General features: G+C 66.8%; 10 protein-coding genes and 1 pseudogene. 5 read left to right on the forward strand and 6 right to left on the reverse strand.

The window, feature by feature from the left end; translation table 11 throughout:
* Positions 1-197: 197 nt before the first annotated feature.
* Positions 198-425 carry a hypothetical protein gene (locus tag MOX02_RS11850; RefSeq protein WP_174804915.1) on the reverse strand — a complete coding sequence of 76 codons (228 nt, stop codon included), beginning with the start codon at positions 423-425 and terminating at the stop codon, positions 198-200.
* Positions 426-947: 522 nt separating this feature from the next.
* On the opposite strand from MOX02_RS11850, the gene MOX02_RS11855 reads away from it, so the two are divergent.
* The 3 genes from MOX02_RS11855 to MOX02_RS11865 all read left to right on the forward strand — a co-directional run bounded on the left by MOX02_RS11855 (position 948) and on the right by MOX02_RS11865 (position 6,906).
* A complete protein-coding gene (locus MOX02_RS11855; protein ID WP_238178855.1) occupies positions 948-2,198 on the forward strand; it encodes an efflux RND transporter periplasmic adaptor subunit in 1,251 nt (416 codons plus the stop codon).
* A gap of 13 nt (positions 2,199-2,211) precedes the next feature.
* A complete protein-coding gene (locus MOX02_RS11860) occupies positions 2,212-5,358 on the forward strand; it encodes an efflux RND transporter permease subunit (RefSeq protein WP_147025997.1) in 3,147 nt (1,048 codons plus the stop codon).
* A gap of 492 nt (positions 5,359-5,850) precedes the next feature.
* Positions 5,851-6,906: an efflux transporter outer membrane subunit gene (locus MOX02_RS11865; RefSeq protein WP_238178853.1), complete on the forward strand. Its 1,056-nt coding sequence runs from the start codon at positions 5,851-5,853 to the stop codon at positions 6,904-6,906.
* 128 nt (positions 6,907-7,034) lie between these two features.
* Here the strand turns inward: MOX02_RS11865 and MOX02_RS31180 are convergent, their stop codons facing one another.
* From MOX02_RS31180 to MOX02_RS11875, 3 genes are all read right to left on the reverse strand, one after another.
* Positions 7,035-7,208 (reverse strand): hypothetical protein, encoded by a 174-nt coding sequence (locus MOX02_RS31180; RefSeq protein ID WP_170267828.1) that lies wholly within the window; start codon positions 7,206-7,208, stop codon positions 7,035-7,037.
* Positions 7,209-7,342: 134 nt separating this feature from the next.
* Positions 7,343-7,999, reverse strand: coding sequence for a hypothetical protein (locus MOX02_RS11870; RefSeq protein WP_238178851.1), 657 nt, complete (start codon positions 7,997-7,999; stop codon positions 7,343-7,345).
* A gap of 245 nt (positions 8,000-8,244) precedes the next feature.
* Positions 8,245-10,227 (reverse strand): transglycosylase domain-containing protein, encoded by a 1,983-nt coding sequence (locus MOX02_RS11875; RefSeq protein ID WP_147025999.1) that lies wholly within the window; start codon positions 10,225-10,227, stop codon positions 8,245-8,247.
* A 422-nt stretch (positions 10,228-10,649) separates the two neighbouring features.
* On the opposite strand from MOX02_RS11875, the gene MOX02_RS11880 reads away from it, so the two are divergent.
* On the forward strand, positions 10,650-10,928 hold the full coding sequence (locus MOX02_RS11880; RefSeq protein ID WP_147026000.1) for a hypothetical protein: 279 nt from the start codon (positions 10,650-10,652) through the stop codon (positions 10,926-10,928).
* 51 nt (positions 10,929-10,979) lie between these two features.
* On the opposite strand, the pseudogene MOX02_RS11885 reads toward MOX02_RS11880, so the two are convergent.
* A pseudogene (locus MOX02_RS11885) lies at positions 10,980-11,216 on the reverse strand (IS630 family transposase); the annotation flags it as partial.
* 250 nt (positions 11,217-11,466) lie between these two features.
* Between MOX02_RS11885 and MOX02_RS11890 the strand changes: the two are divergent.
* Positions 11,467-13,083, forward strand: a complete 1,617-nt coding sequence (locus MOX02_RS11890; protein ID WP_147026001.1) for a magnesium transporter CorA family protein — start codon at positions 11,467-11,469, stop codon at positions 13,081-13,083.
* 101 nt (positions 13,084-13,184) lie between these two features.
* Here MOX02_RS11890 and MOX02_RS31855 read toward each other — a convergent pair.
* Positions 13,185-13,365 (reverse strand): hypothetical protein (locus tag MOX02_RS31855; protein WP_210250379.1); only part of this gene is annotated, 181 nt, incomplete at its 5' end.

Genomic DNA, 13,365 nt, shown 5'->3' on the forward strand with positions numbered 1-13,365 from the left:
CTCGTCGATCTCGACGAGGCTCGGGCAGAATCAGGCGCACCCTGGCCAACTGCCGGATCATGACCGGGCAGACGGCGCGCGGTCGCACGCGATCGGCGTACCGCCGTCACGGTTCGCCAGGGGCCGGGGCAAGAAAGAAGCCCCGGCGCGAGGCCGGGGCGATGCCGAGGTGGCTGTTCCCGATGGAACGGCGCGTCCTAGCGGGCCGAGGTCGCGGCAGCCTCAGCCACGATGCGCGGCCCCTCGGAAGCCCGCACGGTCAGCGACGGCGTGGTCGTCAGCTCGGAAGCGGGACGCACGGCGGCCGTGGCGCGGGCCTGCTCGCGATAGAGCGTCGGGGTGACGTGGATGCGGTCATCGGCCTGCGCGGTGCCGGCCAGGGTGGCCGACGCGACGACGGCGAGAACGAGAGCACGAACGGTCATGATACTGATCCCTCTCATGTTTCAGGGCCGGTGCCCTGTCTGATGGGAGGGATATGCTTTGCGCTACACCATCATTCAAACAGATGCGATCGATATCCTATATCGACGTCATCAATATAATCGGGGCCTCCGCCTGCCGCGTCTCGCTCGATGATCTCTGCGCCGCGGGGTCCCCGGAGCCGCGCCCTTGTCCCGCTCGGACCCATTGCCCTGTTCGGCCTGCAGGAGTGCTGAGCCGTGACGATGCGCCGTCCGTCTCAGATCGCCGCCGTGGATCGCGCGTCCGCGATCCGCCGATGCGGCGCCATCCCTCCATCACATTTTCGTACGGTCACGCTTCCGCCGTCGGAAAGCCGCTAAGGAGCGTGCTCTGGCCGTCGGCGGGCGAGCATCTGGTGGGATGCGCGATCCTCCCGACCAATCCTCGAGCAACTCTATCGAGCAGAGGCCGCGATGGACGCGCACCAGTCCGGAAAAGCCGATGTGCGCGATGCGCCGCGTCGCCGGAGAGTCCTGTTCCCGGTGGTCGCTTGCCTGCTCCCCGTCGCCGGTGTGGTCGCCGCGGCCGTCATCGTCCCGCAGCCGGCGCGGCGCGCACTCGAGACAGCCGCGGATGCCTTCGGTCTCTCGGGTCGGGGCGAGGGAGCGGCGGGAGCGGGAGAGGGCAAACGTCCCGTCGATGGTGCGCCCGTCTTCCGTCCCACGCGGGAACAGCGCGCCAATCTGGACATCGCGCCGGTCACCACGCTGTCGTTCCGGCCCGAGAGTTCCGCCGAGGGCCGCATTGCCCTGAACGAGGACGACAACGTGCCGGTCGCCTCACCCTATTCGGGCCGCGTGACCAGGGTGCAGGTCCGAGCCGGCCAGGAGGTGAAGGCGGGCGACCTCCTGCTGACGCTCGAGGCCAGCGACATGGTCCAGGCGCAGAACGACTTTCAGACCGCTCTCAACAATGTTCAGAAACAGCAGGCGCTGCTGAAGCTCGACCAGACCATTGCCGCCCGCCAGCAGGAGCTGTTCGCCGCCCGGGCCGTCGCACTGAAGGACTACCAGTCGGCTCAGAACGACGTGATCGCCGCGCAGAGTGACCTGAAGTCCGCCGAGGCGAGTCTCGACGCGGTGAGGACCCGTCTGCGCCTCCTCGGAAAGTCCGATGCGGAGATCGCCGCCTTCGAGAAGAGCGGCCAGCTCAATTCGGAAGTGGAGATCCGTGCGCCGATCGCGGGCACCATCGTTCAGCGCAAGGTCGGCGTCGGCCAGTTTCTCTCCTCGTCAAGCGATCCCGCCTTCGTCATCGGAGACCTCTCGACCGTCTGGCTCATCGCCAACATCCGCGAGAGCGAAGTCCCGAAGGTGCGGATCGGCCAGCCGGTCGAGGCGCAGGTGGCGGGCTTCGGCGACCGCGTGTTCAAGGCCCGCATCGACTACATGGCCGCCAGCCTCGACGCGGCGACGCGCAGGCTCGTCGTGCGCAGCGAGGTCGAGAATCCGGTTCGGGTGCTGCGGCCGGAGATGTTCGCGACCATCACCATCATCACCGGCCCGACGCAGCCCTCGCCCTCCGTGCCCCTCGCGGCGATCGTCTACGAAGGGGCCGCCGCCCATGTCTGGGTCGCGCGCGCCGACGGCACCATCGCGGCGCGACCGATCCGGACCGGGCTTGTGAACGGCGGCCGGGCGCAGGTCACAGAAGGGTTGCAGGCTGGCGAGGAGATCGTCACCCGCGGCGCCCTGTTCATCGACCGCGCCGCCTCGGGCGACAAGGCGTCGTAAGGGCCCGGCAGCGATGAACAGCCTGATCATCTTCGCCCTGCGGCAGCGCGTGCTGGTGGTCCTGGGCTTCGTGATGATGCTCGCCCTCGGCTACGCGAGCTACCTCCAGCTCAACGTCGAGGCCTATCCCGATCCCGTCCCGCCGCTGGTCGACGTCATCACGCAGAACCCCGGTCAGTCTGCGGAGGAGATCGAGCGCTACATCACGATCCCCATCGAGGTGCAGCTCGCCGGCATCCCGAACGCCCAGGTGGTGCGCACCATCTCGCTGTTCGGCCTCTCCGATGTGAAGGTGCAGTTCAACTACGAATACACGTACGAGGAGGCGCTCCAGCGCGTCCTGAACCGCCTGTCGCAGCTTCCTCCGCTCCCGAACGGTGCCCAGCCGCAGATCTCGCCGACGAGCCCCGTCGGCGAGATCATGCGCTACAAGCTCGTCGGACCGGCGGGTTTCTCCTCTGCCGACATGAAGACGCTGCAGGATTGGGTGCTGCAGCGCCGCTTCAAGGCGATTCCCGGCGTCGTGGACGTGACGGCCTTCGGCGGCAAGGCCAAGGAATACGAGATCGCCGTCGATCTGCCCCGCCTGCAGGGGCTGGGCATGACCCTCGTCCAACTCGTCAACGCCCTCAACAACTCCTCGATCAATGTCGGCGGGCAGACGCTCAACGTGGGTGAGCAGTCGGCGGTCGTGCGCGGCATCGGCCTGATCCGGGACATGGACGATATCGGCGACACGATGCTGACGCAGGTCAACGGCGTGCCGGTCCTCGTGCGCGACGTGGCGGAGGTGCGCGTCTCGCACGCGCCGCGGCTCGGCATCGTCGGTCACGACAACGACCCGGACGTGGTCGAGGGCATCGTGCTGATGAGCCGCGGCGGCCAGAGCCTGCCCACGCTCCGGCGCGTGGAAGCCGAGATTGAGCGGATCAACGGCTCGACGATCCTGCCGCCGGGCGTGCGGATCGAGCGCATCTACGACCGCTCGGAGCTGATCCACACCACCACCCACACGGTCATGCACAACCTCGTCTTCGGCGTGGTGCTGGTCTTTGCGGTGCAGTGGCTGTTCCTGGGGTCCCTGCGCAGCGCCATCATCGTGGCGGCGACAATCCCCTTCGCCCTCGGCTTCGCGATCCTGATCCTCGTGCTGCGCGGCGACTCGGCCAACCTGCTGTCACTCGGCGCGATCGATTTCGGCCTGATCGTCGACGCGACCGTGATCATGGTCGAGAACATCTTCCGCCACCTGGCCGAACCCGAGCGCGCGGAAGGCGTGCCCGCGCCGGGCGGCCTGACCGGCGGGCTCGCCACCATCGCCATCGCCGGGGCCGAGGTGAACCGGGCGATCTTCTTCTCGGCGAGCATCATCATCGTCGGCTTCCTGCCGCTCTTCACGATGACCGGCGTCGAGGGGCACATCTTCGGCCCGATGGCCAAAACCTACGCCTACGCGCTGGTCGGCGGCCTGCTCGCCACCTTCACGGTCTCGCCCGCGCTCTCGGCGCTCGTTCTGCCCCGGCGCGTCGAGGAGCGGGACACGCTGATCGTGCGGGTCCTGCGGTTCGGTCACCGCATCGTCCTGCGCTTCGGCCTGCGCAACCGCATCCTCGCGCTCGGCGTGACCCTGGCGATCCTGGCGGTGTCCGGTCCCGCGGTCCGGAGCCTCGGTCTCGAGTTCCTGCCGCGGCTCGAAGAGGGCAACCTCTACGTCCGGGGCACCATGCCGGCCTCGATCTCCCTCGAGGCCGGGAACGGCTACGTCCAGCGCATGCGGAAGATCTTCCAGGAGGTGCCCGAGGTCGTCTCCGTCATCTCGCATCAGGGCCGGCCGAGCGACGGCACGGACGCCACCGGGTTCTTCAACGTCGAGATCCTGGCGCCGCTCAAGCCGCTCGATCAGTGGCGCAAGGGGCTCGACAAGGAGACGCTCATCCGCGACCTGTCGAGGCGCCTCGACAGCGAATTCCCGGGAATCGAGTTCAATTTCTCACAGTATATCGAGGACAACGTCCAAGAGGCGGCCTCGGGCGTGAAGGGCGAGAACTCGGTCAAGATCTACGGCAACGATCTCGCGGAGATCACCCGCACCGCCAACGCCGTGAAGGCGGCGCTCGCCTCCGTTCCGGGCATCGCGGATCTGGCGGTCTTCGAATCCCTCGGCCAGCCGACCGTCCAGATCGACGTCGACCGCCACAAGGCCGCGCGCTTCGGCCTCTCCATCAACGACGTGAACACCACGGTGGCGGCGGCGATCGGCGGCCAGACCGCGGGCGACCTCTACGAGCACGGCTCGGACCGCCACTTCCCGATGCGGGTGCGGCTCGCCCCGCAATACCGGTCATCCCTGGACACGATCCGCAGCATCACCGTCGGGGCACCGAACCCGAACGGCGGTGTGGTGCAGGTCCCGCTCTCGGAGATCGCGACCGTCGAGCTGGTCTCCGGGGCGGCCTTCATCTACCGCGAGGATCAGGAGCGCTACATTCCGGTGAAGTTCTCGGTGCGCGGACGCGACCTCGGCGGCGCGGTTCTGGAGGCGCAGGCCCGCGTCGCGGAGACGGTGACGCTGCCTCCGGGATTCCATCTCGAATGGGTCGGTCAGTTCACCAACCTGAAGGAGGCGGTCGCCCGGCTGAGCATCGTCGTTCCGATCACGCTGGGCCTGATCGCGCTGCTCCTGTTCGTCAACTTCTCCTCCGTCACCGACATGCTGCTCACCCTGTCGGTGATCCCGATGGCGATGATCGGCGGCATCTTCGCCCTGTTCTTCACCGGCACGCCCTTCTCGATCTCGGCGGCGATCGGCTTCATCGCCCTGTTCGGTATCTCGACGATGGAGGGCGTGATCCTGCTCGCCTACTACAATCAGCTCCTCGACGAGGGCTGGGGGCGGGCCGAAGCCGTGCGTCACGCCTCGATCGTGCGGATGCGGCCGGTGATGATGACGTGCGTGGCGGCCTGCGTCGGCCTGTTGCCGGCCGCGATCTCCACCGGCATCGGGTCGCAGGTCCAGAAACCTCTGGCGCTGGTGGTGGTCGGCGGCATCCTGCTCGCTCCGAACCTGATCCTGGTGGTGCTGCCGGTTCTGATCTCCCTGTTCTCCCGCCGCCGGCCGAACGACAGCGCTGCGCCGGCCGCCAACCGGGTCGCCGCGTGATGGGTCGTCGGGTGCGGAGCGTGCGGCGAGTGAATCGGGTCGCCGCTGGTCTCGGCGTCGCCGGCTTCTGCGCGGCGCTCGCAGGCTGCGTGGTCGGGCCGGATTACCGGCCCCCGGTGGATCCGCCCGTCACGCGCTATACCAAGGAGCCGCTCGGAAATCCGGTCGCCGCGGATGCGATCCGCACGCGGCAGGGTGGCTCGGCCGATCAGAGCTTCGTGTCCGGTGCCGACATCCCGGGACAGTGGTGGACGCTGTTCCGCTCGAAGGCGCTGAACCGCCTCGTGGAGGAAGCGCTCGCCAGCAACCCCACGCTGGAGGCGGCGCAGGCATCTCTGCGCATCGCGCAGCAGAACGTCCTCGCGCAGCGCGGCACGCTGTTCCCGACGCTGACCGCCGCTCCGCAGGCGTTGGGCGCGCGCGCCCGGCCTCGATCTGCAATCGCCGCTGCAGGACCAGAACCGCTATCTCTACAGCCTGTACACGCCGCAGGTGGCCGTCGCCTTCAACCCGGACGTGTTCGGGGGCAATCGCCGCCAGATCGAGGCGCTGGAGGCCGAGGCCGAGAACCAGCGCTTCCAGCTGGAGGCAGCCTACCTGAGCCTCACCGCGAATGTCGTGGCCGCCGCGATCCAGGAGGCGGCCCTGCGCGCCCAGATCGAGGCGACCCGGCGGGTGATCCAGGCGCAGACCGAGGTGCTGGACCTCTACAACAAGCAGCTCAGGCTCGGGCAGATCGCGGGCGCGGACGTCGTTCAGCAGCAGGCCGCGCTCTCCCTGTCGCAGCAGCTCCTGCCGCCCCTGGAGAAGCAGCTCGCGCAGCAGCGCAACCTGCTCACCGCCCTGACCGGCCGGCTGCCCAGCGAAGAGGTCGGCGAGACCTTCACCCTGGCCGCGCTCCATCTGCCGACGCGGCTGCCCGTGAGCCTGCCCTCGCGCCTCGTCCAGCAACGGCCCGACGTGAAGGCTGCCGAGGCCCGGGTGAAGGAGGCCAGCGCCAATGTCGGTGTCGCCGTCGCCAACCGCCTACCCCAGTTCAGCATCACGGCGACCGCAGGCGCCAGCGCGGTGCGGCTCGCCCAGCTCACGAATCCCGCGACCGGCTTCTTCACGATCATCGGCCAAGCCACACAGCCGATCTTCGATGCAGGCACCCTCTATCGCCGCTATCGTGCCTCCGAGGAATCCCTGAACCAGGCGCAGGCGCAGTACCGCGCCACCGTAATCGCCGCCTTCCAGAACGTCGCCGACAGCCTGAGGGCCCTCCAGTCCGACGCGAAGGCCGTCGCGGCGGCCTCCGCGGCCGAGAGGGCCACGGGCGAGAGCCTGCGGCTCGTTCGCAAGCAGTACACGGCAGGGTCGGTCAACGCGATGCAGGTGCTGATCGCCCAGCAAAGCTACCTGTCGGCTCTCGTGACCTCGGCCGGTGCACGGGCCATCCAATACGCCGACACCGCCGCCCTGTTCCAGGCGCTGGGCGGCGGCTGGTGGAACCGCGCGGATGTGGTCCCGTCACCACCGGACACCGACCCGGCAAAATTCCTATAGGTCGCGGGCGACGCCGGTTCACGCGCGGGTGCAGGAGCCAAATTACTTTCGCGACGTGCTGCTGAACATGGAGTGGGTCAGGCATCGGAACGAGCGATGCGTCCGGTTCTCGATCGACAGCGCCGCCCTTACAGAGCGAGCAGTTTCATCACAGCCTGCGTGAGGGTGCTGTCCCACGTGATGGCGAGTGCCGCCGTTGCGGCGAGGAGAGCCCAGGTCAGGGTGTCCCGCAAATCGGACCCGCTGCCAATCCGGCTGGCGTTCCAGACGTCTTGAAGGGCGGCGTCGCGCTGGTCTGTCATCGGGAGATCCTCGTTCCACGCCGCTCGGCTGAGTTCGTCTTCTCAGCACTCTCTGTCTAGACGCAGTACACCGCCGGAAGCGGTGCGGAATCTCACGCTCGCTCCAAGCCGGTCGGTTTGTCGAGGCGCGACGGTTAGGCGAGGTCGGCGCGATGTCCGATTCTCGCTGGCGCGGCCGCCTCCCACTCGCGGTCCTGTTCTGCAAGGAGCGCAGCCCGGCTCGCCTGCGCCCGTCGCGCCTCGGTATCCGGTCTCTCCGCGAGATCCGGCGCAGCCCGCTGGCAGACCTCCCTGCCTTCTCCGAGAACCTGGGCGAGGTCCGCGACGAGGCGATCCAGGTCGGAAGACGTCAACATGCCCGTGCGGAGAAGTTCGAGACGCGAGCGCTGTGCGAGATCCGCGCAGGTTGCGCCTTGGAGGCCGAGAGCGACGATCTCGTCTCTGTGAAGGGTGAGGCGATCGGCAGGGAGGTCCCGAAGGCGGGCGAGCCGCCGTTCAGCGATCGCGTCCCGCGTCTGCCGCTCACGCGCGCCAGGCAGCGCGCGGGCGATCGTGTCGAGGAGAAAGGCCCGCACGGCCTCGACCCGGACCGGACCGAATTTGCGAACCTTCGCGATCTCGTCCGGCGTCGATTGGGCGAGATGGCCCAGGTCCCGAAAGCCGGCCTTTCGCAGGCGCGCCCTGAGAGACGCCGTCAGGAAGCCGCGACCGTATCCGGATGCCGAGAGGCGCTGGATCGTGTCCTCGGTCAGGTCCTCGAACAGCGGCAGCCGCGTGCAGGCCTCGGCCAAGAGGCTCTCGGGCTTGGTGGTGCGGAGTGACGGGTCGGGCATCGCGGATCGCGGAGCTTCATCTCGTTATCGCGTTCCCGATCTGACCGGCGCGGTGGCCTGAGACAAGCCGGAGACTCCTGCGCGGCTCCAGCGCGGAATGGCGGGAAGATCGGGTTCGGCTTGGGCGCAGCACTGACGAGCGTGCTCAGCGCCGCCCCGGTCACGGCTGCCTTCGGCCGCTCAGGAGACCAGGGCACGCACGGTCACCTGAGCTCGTGCGGCTCGTCATCGTCGGCGAACCTCGGCTCGGGCCCTTTGAACGGCAGGAGGGGCAATCCTGATTGGGCCGCGGCGCGGTGCGCGTCGCGTCGCGGCAAGCTTGCCTGAGCCGACGGGCGCTCGGGTCCGTTCGCGGAGGTCTGGCGCTTCACGCGAGCCACCGCTGTGGCAGTCAGGCTCCGAGCTTTGTCCGGATCCTGAGCGGCGCGGTACTCCATCATCTCATTCGCGCTGATCGAGACGCGACGGAAGTAATTCGCGGGCGCTCCCTTCCCGGCCAGCGCGTCGCCCTCGGCGTCCCGCCGCCTGCCCATCCAGATGCCGAGCACGCGGCCCTCGCTCCAGCCGATGAACCACGCATCCGCGAACCCTGTCGTGGTCCCGGTCTTGCCGAACGATGCCCACCGACCGAGCGCAGCGTTCCGACCCGTCCCGGTCCGCACGACTTCCTGCAGCACCTGCCGTGTCGGCTCGATGCAGCGTTGTGGCACGATCCGCGCCCTCAGCGGTTCCAGAAAGTTGGCCCTCACCTGCCCGCGGCCGTCGACGACCGCCAGCACGCCAATCGGCACGACGCGGTAGCCACCATTCGCGATGCTGGCGTAGGCGGCCGTCATGCTCATCACGTTGGTGGAAAACGAGCCCAGGACGAACCCGACGTCAGGATCGGGGCCGGGATCGATCCCGAGGCGGCGACTCGTCTCCGCCACGCGTTTGACGCCGAGCTCCTGGGTGAGCCGAACGGCGGCGGCGTTCCGGGAGGACGCGAACGCTTCCGTGAGCGTGGTCTCGCCCCGATAGCCGAGCGTTCCATTCGACGGCCAACCCGGTGTGATCGGCAGGTCGGTGACGCGGCTCTGCGGCCCTCGGCCCGCCTCGCAGGCGGCGATCAGGAGCGGCAGCTTCGCCGTCGAACCCGGCTGCACGCTCGTCTTCACGGCGGCGTTGAACTGGCGCCGCGACCAGTCCACGCCGCCGATCATCGCGCGCACGCGGCCATCGCCCGTCATCATCACCGCGCCGGCCTCGTACGCGGGCGGGACGGCTCCCTCGTTGACCAGCGCGCTGAGATGTTTCTCTGCCAAGCGCTGGAACCGAGGCTCGAGGGTGACGAAGAACCGGACGGTCTCTCCCTGTTGCACGAAGCCGGGCGCCCAGGTCTGGACCACCCACTCGGTGAACGGCTGCGCCTGGATCTTGAACTCCGGCAGAAGGCCGGGCCGCAGGCCGACCTGCTCGGCCCGCAGCCGCTCGGCCCTGCCGATGCGGCCCTGCTGAACCATCAGATCGAGAACGAGGCGGGCGCGCGCGTGAGCCCGCTCTCTCGTGGTCTCCTTGATCGGGTTGAACCGGGCCGGGGCCTGCACCATCCCGGCCAGCATGGCAGCTTCGTAGAGATTGAGGTCCTTCGGTTCCTTGCGGAAGTAGTGCCGGCTCGCCCGATAGAGACCGATGATCTCCCGTCCGCCGAACTCGATCTGGTTGAGGTAGGCCGCGAGCAGCTCCTGCTTGGCGACTGCGCCGTCAAAGGTGCCCGCATGCCAAACTTCTGAGCCCTTGCGCTCGAGCTTGCTCAACAGATCCCGCCCCTGCAGGTCGTGGAGCACGAGGTTCTTGAGGAGCTGCATGGGGATGGTACTGCCGCCGCGGCTCAGGCCGCCGCGGAACACCGCGGCGAGGGCGATCAGGTCGACACCGCCGTGGTCCATGTATCGTCTGTCCTCGACGGCGATGATGGCCTTCTTCATCGACTCGGGGATCTCGTGCGGCTTGAGCACGACGGGGCAACGGCAATATGCGTCCCATCCGGATGCCGTTCGGGTGACCATCACCTGCGGCGCGGCTACGAGTGCGCGCAAATGCGCCGGCTTGAGATCCCAGAACGACAGGTGCTCGGCGGCTTCGGTACGGATGGGCCGAAACGTCGCGAGCGAGCAGAGAAGGACGAGACCTGCGGCGCGCCACATGTGCCAACTCCCCAGCCCGTCCACTGCGAGACGGCCACGGTTGTAGCAATTGTGATCGGCTTTACGGTTCTACAAGGCGAGCTCAGCGCGCAACGAGGCTCAACGACTTGGTGAGTCGCTGCCTTCCACTTGTCGGCGTCGCGTGGATCTCACTGTCGACACCGCACGAATTCGTACATTGGCGCGGACTCAGTCGGAAATCGAACCTCGTCGTCAACAAAAGTTGGTTTGGAATACCAAATTTCGTATACCAGTATCTGGGCCGGCGTGAATGGATGCCGTGGCGGAACAGATGCAATTCGCATTGAGCCCGCTGGGCCATCGTAGCTGCACAGGCCGCACAGGCATCTCGCGAAGCGACATGCTGCGCCTGTTGTTCGCGGGACAGGCTAGAGAATTGCCATCTGACGGGAGATGCGTCCGTGTCTGGTACGACCAAGGTGAACGAAAATCTTCCGCCGCAGATCGAGAAGGCATTGGCTGAGTGCATCGCCGGCGCTCAGGCCGCCGAGCGAAAGGCTGAAGACTACCTCAAGCTCGCGCAAGGCGAGGCGGATGACTCGATCTATGAGGCCTGCCGCTCCATGCACCAGTTCTATACCTCGATGCGGGAGTTCTTCCGAGAGGAGCAGGTGGCGATCTCTGCACTCCTGAGGACCGATGGCGCAAGCCCGCCGTCTCGATTGCGCGAAGCTGCTTGATGCGGCCACCTCAATCATCGGCATAAAGACAGAAAATTTGCATAACGCTCCTCATAAGAGATGTCCGCTCGTTAGAGCATATTGATTTTCATTTGGCTCATCTCCTGCGGCGGCGAAGAAGTTGGCGCACTCGTCGGGCGTGATGGCATCGATGAGCCGCCCGATGGCCGACCACAGCCCTACGACGGTGCGCGTTGCGGCCTTGCGCAGCAAGGCTTTGAGCTTGGCGAAGGCCATCTCGATCGGGTCGAAGTCCGGCGAGCAGGGCGGCAGGAAAAGCAGCCGCGCGGCATAGCAACAGAGCTGAGCCAACGGCCGCTTCCTGCTTTGCTGGCTGCCAATGACAACCGCTCAGAAGCGGCCAGAGCCGCCAGGCAGGCTCTCGCGTTAGCGGGGATGGCCGTCGTCAGCGCCACTGCTCTGGTTCTTTCCATCCTGAGCCTCTGCTATCCGACAGGAGGCAGACGGCCGAGCAAGTCGATCTTATTGGAAGGGCTGGGCAGGAAGCCCGATACGCAAACCGAAACCGGGGCGCGCGATGACATCGACAACGATCGTCGAGCATTTCCGTCACATCTTGCTCTGGCCCTTGCAGCTGGTTCCGTCCAGCAAGGAGCAGATGGCGCGTCACTGGCAGATGCTGGGGCTGCCTTGGCGGAAGGTTGAGGATGAATTCGTCCGCGATCCAGCCCACTTCCAAGAGCGGCACTATCGCGAGTTCGTCTCCTTCCTCCCGCACGTTCAACACTTCCTCTACGGCGAGGCGTATGAGCGCGAAGCAGGCCGAGGCTACGGCGAGTCGCCGATCCACGTCGTTCGCCGCGACGACGTGAGGTTTGTCCGGATCACGCTCGACGATGCCACGTCAGCGATCGAGCTCGATGTCGCGCGTGTGGACCTCTTCTTCTTCCATGACGTGGACGTCGTTCTGCTCAACGTTGAGATCGCGGCCCGGCGGCTGCCGCTGTCCGTTGCGCAGGACATCATGTTCCGCCTTGGTCGCGCCTATCCGGCCGGATGGGACGAGCAGGGACGAGCGCTCCATTGCGCAAGACACGTCGAGTGGGTGAGTGCCACAGGCGAAATCCTCGCAGCTTCCGATTTCGAGAAGCGCGAGAGATATCTTGCTGGCGTCTGCCGTAACCGGTCGGCCGAGATCGCGGCTCACTGGGAGTTCCTCCTCGCGCCGATGGTTCCACATCAATCGAAGGAGACCGGCGGACTGCGCTACCGGCATCTTGAAGATTACCGGATCCCGGGTATGGGGTTCTTCGCGATGAGCGACCCCGGTGCGGTCACGCGGGCTGATTACGTTCGGCTTGGACTGAATACGGGGCCTGGTCCGTCGGAGGGATTGCCCTACTCCGATGCGTACCTCGCTCGGTTCGAGGCGGATCATTGCCACGATCGCTTCTACGCCCCCGAGAGAGAGTCGGCGTCGGGAATGCGTCTCACCTGCAGCGCGTGGGGGCTCACGATGGTGACCGGCGCATCGCCTGCCGCGGTCGATCCCGAACGCGGCCTCCTGGGCGAGTTCCGCCACCGCTACTTCCTGCTGTTCGTCCTGGCTCGCTTCCACAAGGCCGCTCTGCTCATGCAGGCCGATCGATTGGCGCTTGCAGCGAACGCGCTCGACATCAACGACCGACGCAGCGTGGGCCGTTTCGCCCAGGACATGCGGCTGGCTATGGAGAGCTTCCTGCGCTTCTCGCACCGCTACTGGTTCCACCAAGCATCCAACCAGACACAGGCGAGTGAGATCTTCTCCCTGCTCACGAGCAAGCTGGGCACTGAGCGGCTCTACGAGGACGTGAGGCAGGCACTCGGCGCCATGTCGGCCTACCTCGACAGCGAGTCGCTGCGCCGCCAATCGCGCTTTTTCCTGCAGCTCACCGTAGTGACGATCTGCTTCATGGTGGGAGCGATTACGGCGACCTTCCTGGGCATGAATGTGCTCGATTTCGCGGGCACCACACATCTCGAGAAGATACTTGCTGTCACTTTCGTGTTCACTGGGGTCGTGCTTCTCACGGCCTACACGGTCATGAAGTCGCGTCGGCTCGCCGGGTTCATCGACTCTCTCTCGGACGAGCGCTTGTCTTTCCTCGCCAAGGCGCAGGCTTTTCTTTCCATCTGGCGCAGGGAAGAGCGATGAGCGTGTCTGAGGGGAGTGCCAAGCCTGACGCTTCGGATGATGGTCACCGCCGTCGCAGAGGCCCGGCAGGCAGCGTGGCCCTTTCCGGTCGCCCTCCGGCTTCATCGATCCTCAGGAGCCCGCACCTTCGACCGGGGGACGATCTCGAGGCGGCGAGCGACATCGTGGCCGAGGTCCGCCGCCGTGACGCCGAGCGCCTGACCCTGCGCGGTTCGGCGGTCGAGGCGCTGACGTAGCTCCCGACCAGCAGGTACTTTATGCAACATGTGCTGCAAGAGCCCA

The sequence above is a fragment of the Methylobacterium oxalidis genome (genome assembly GCF_007992195.1).
In the GTDB taxonomy this organism is placed as follows: Bacteria; Pseudomonadota; Alphaproteobacteria; order Rhizobiales; family Beijerinckiaceae; genus Methylobacterium; species Methylobacterium oxalidis.

Bases quoted from the DNA above. Each gene is read 5' to 3' on its own strand.
- MOX02_RS11890 (WP_147026001.1), top strand. From the start codon at position 11,467: ATGACATCGACAACGATCGTCGAGCATTTCCGTCACATCTTGCTCTGG.
- MOX02_RS31180 (WP_170267828.1), bottom strand. From the start codon at position 7,208: ATGACAGACCAGCGCGACGCCGCCCTTCAAGACGTCTGGAACGCCAGC.
- MOX02_RS11860 (WP_147025997.1), top strand. From the start codon at position 2,212: ATGAACAGCCTGATCATCTTCGCCCTGCGGCAGCGCGTGCTGGTGGTC.
- MOX02_RS11850 (WP_174804915.1), bottom strand. From the start codon at position 425: ATGACCGTTCGTGCTCTCGTTCTCGCCGTCGTCGCGTCGGCCACCCTG.
- MOX02_RS11875 (WP_147025999.1), bottom strand. From the start codon at position 10,227: ATGTGGCGCGCCGCAGGTCTCGTCCTTCTCTGCTCGCTCGCGACGTTT.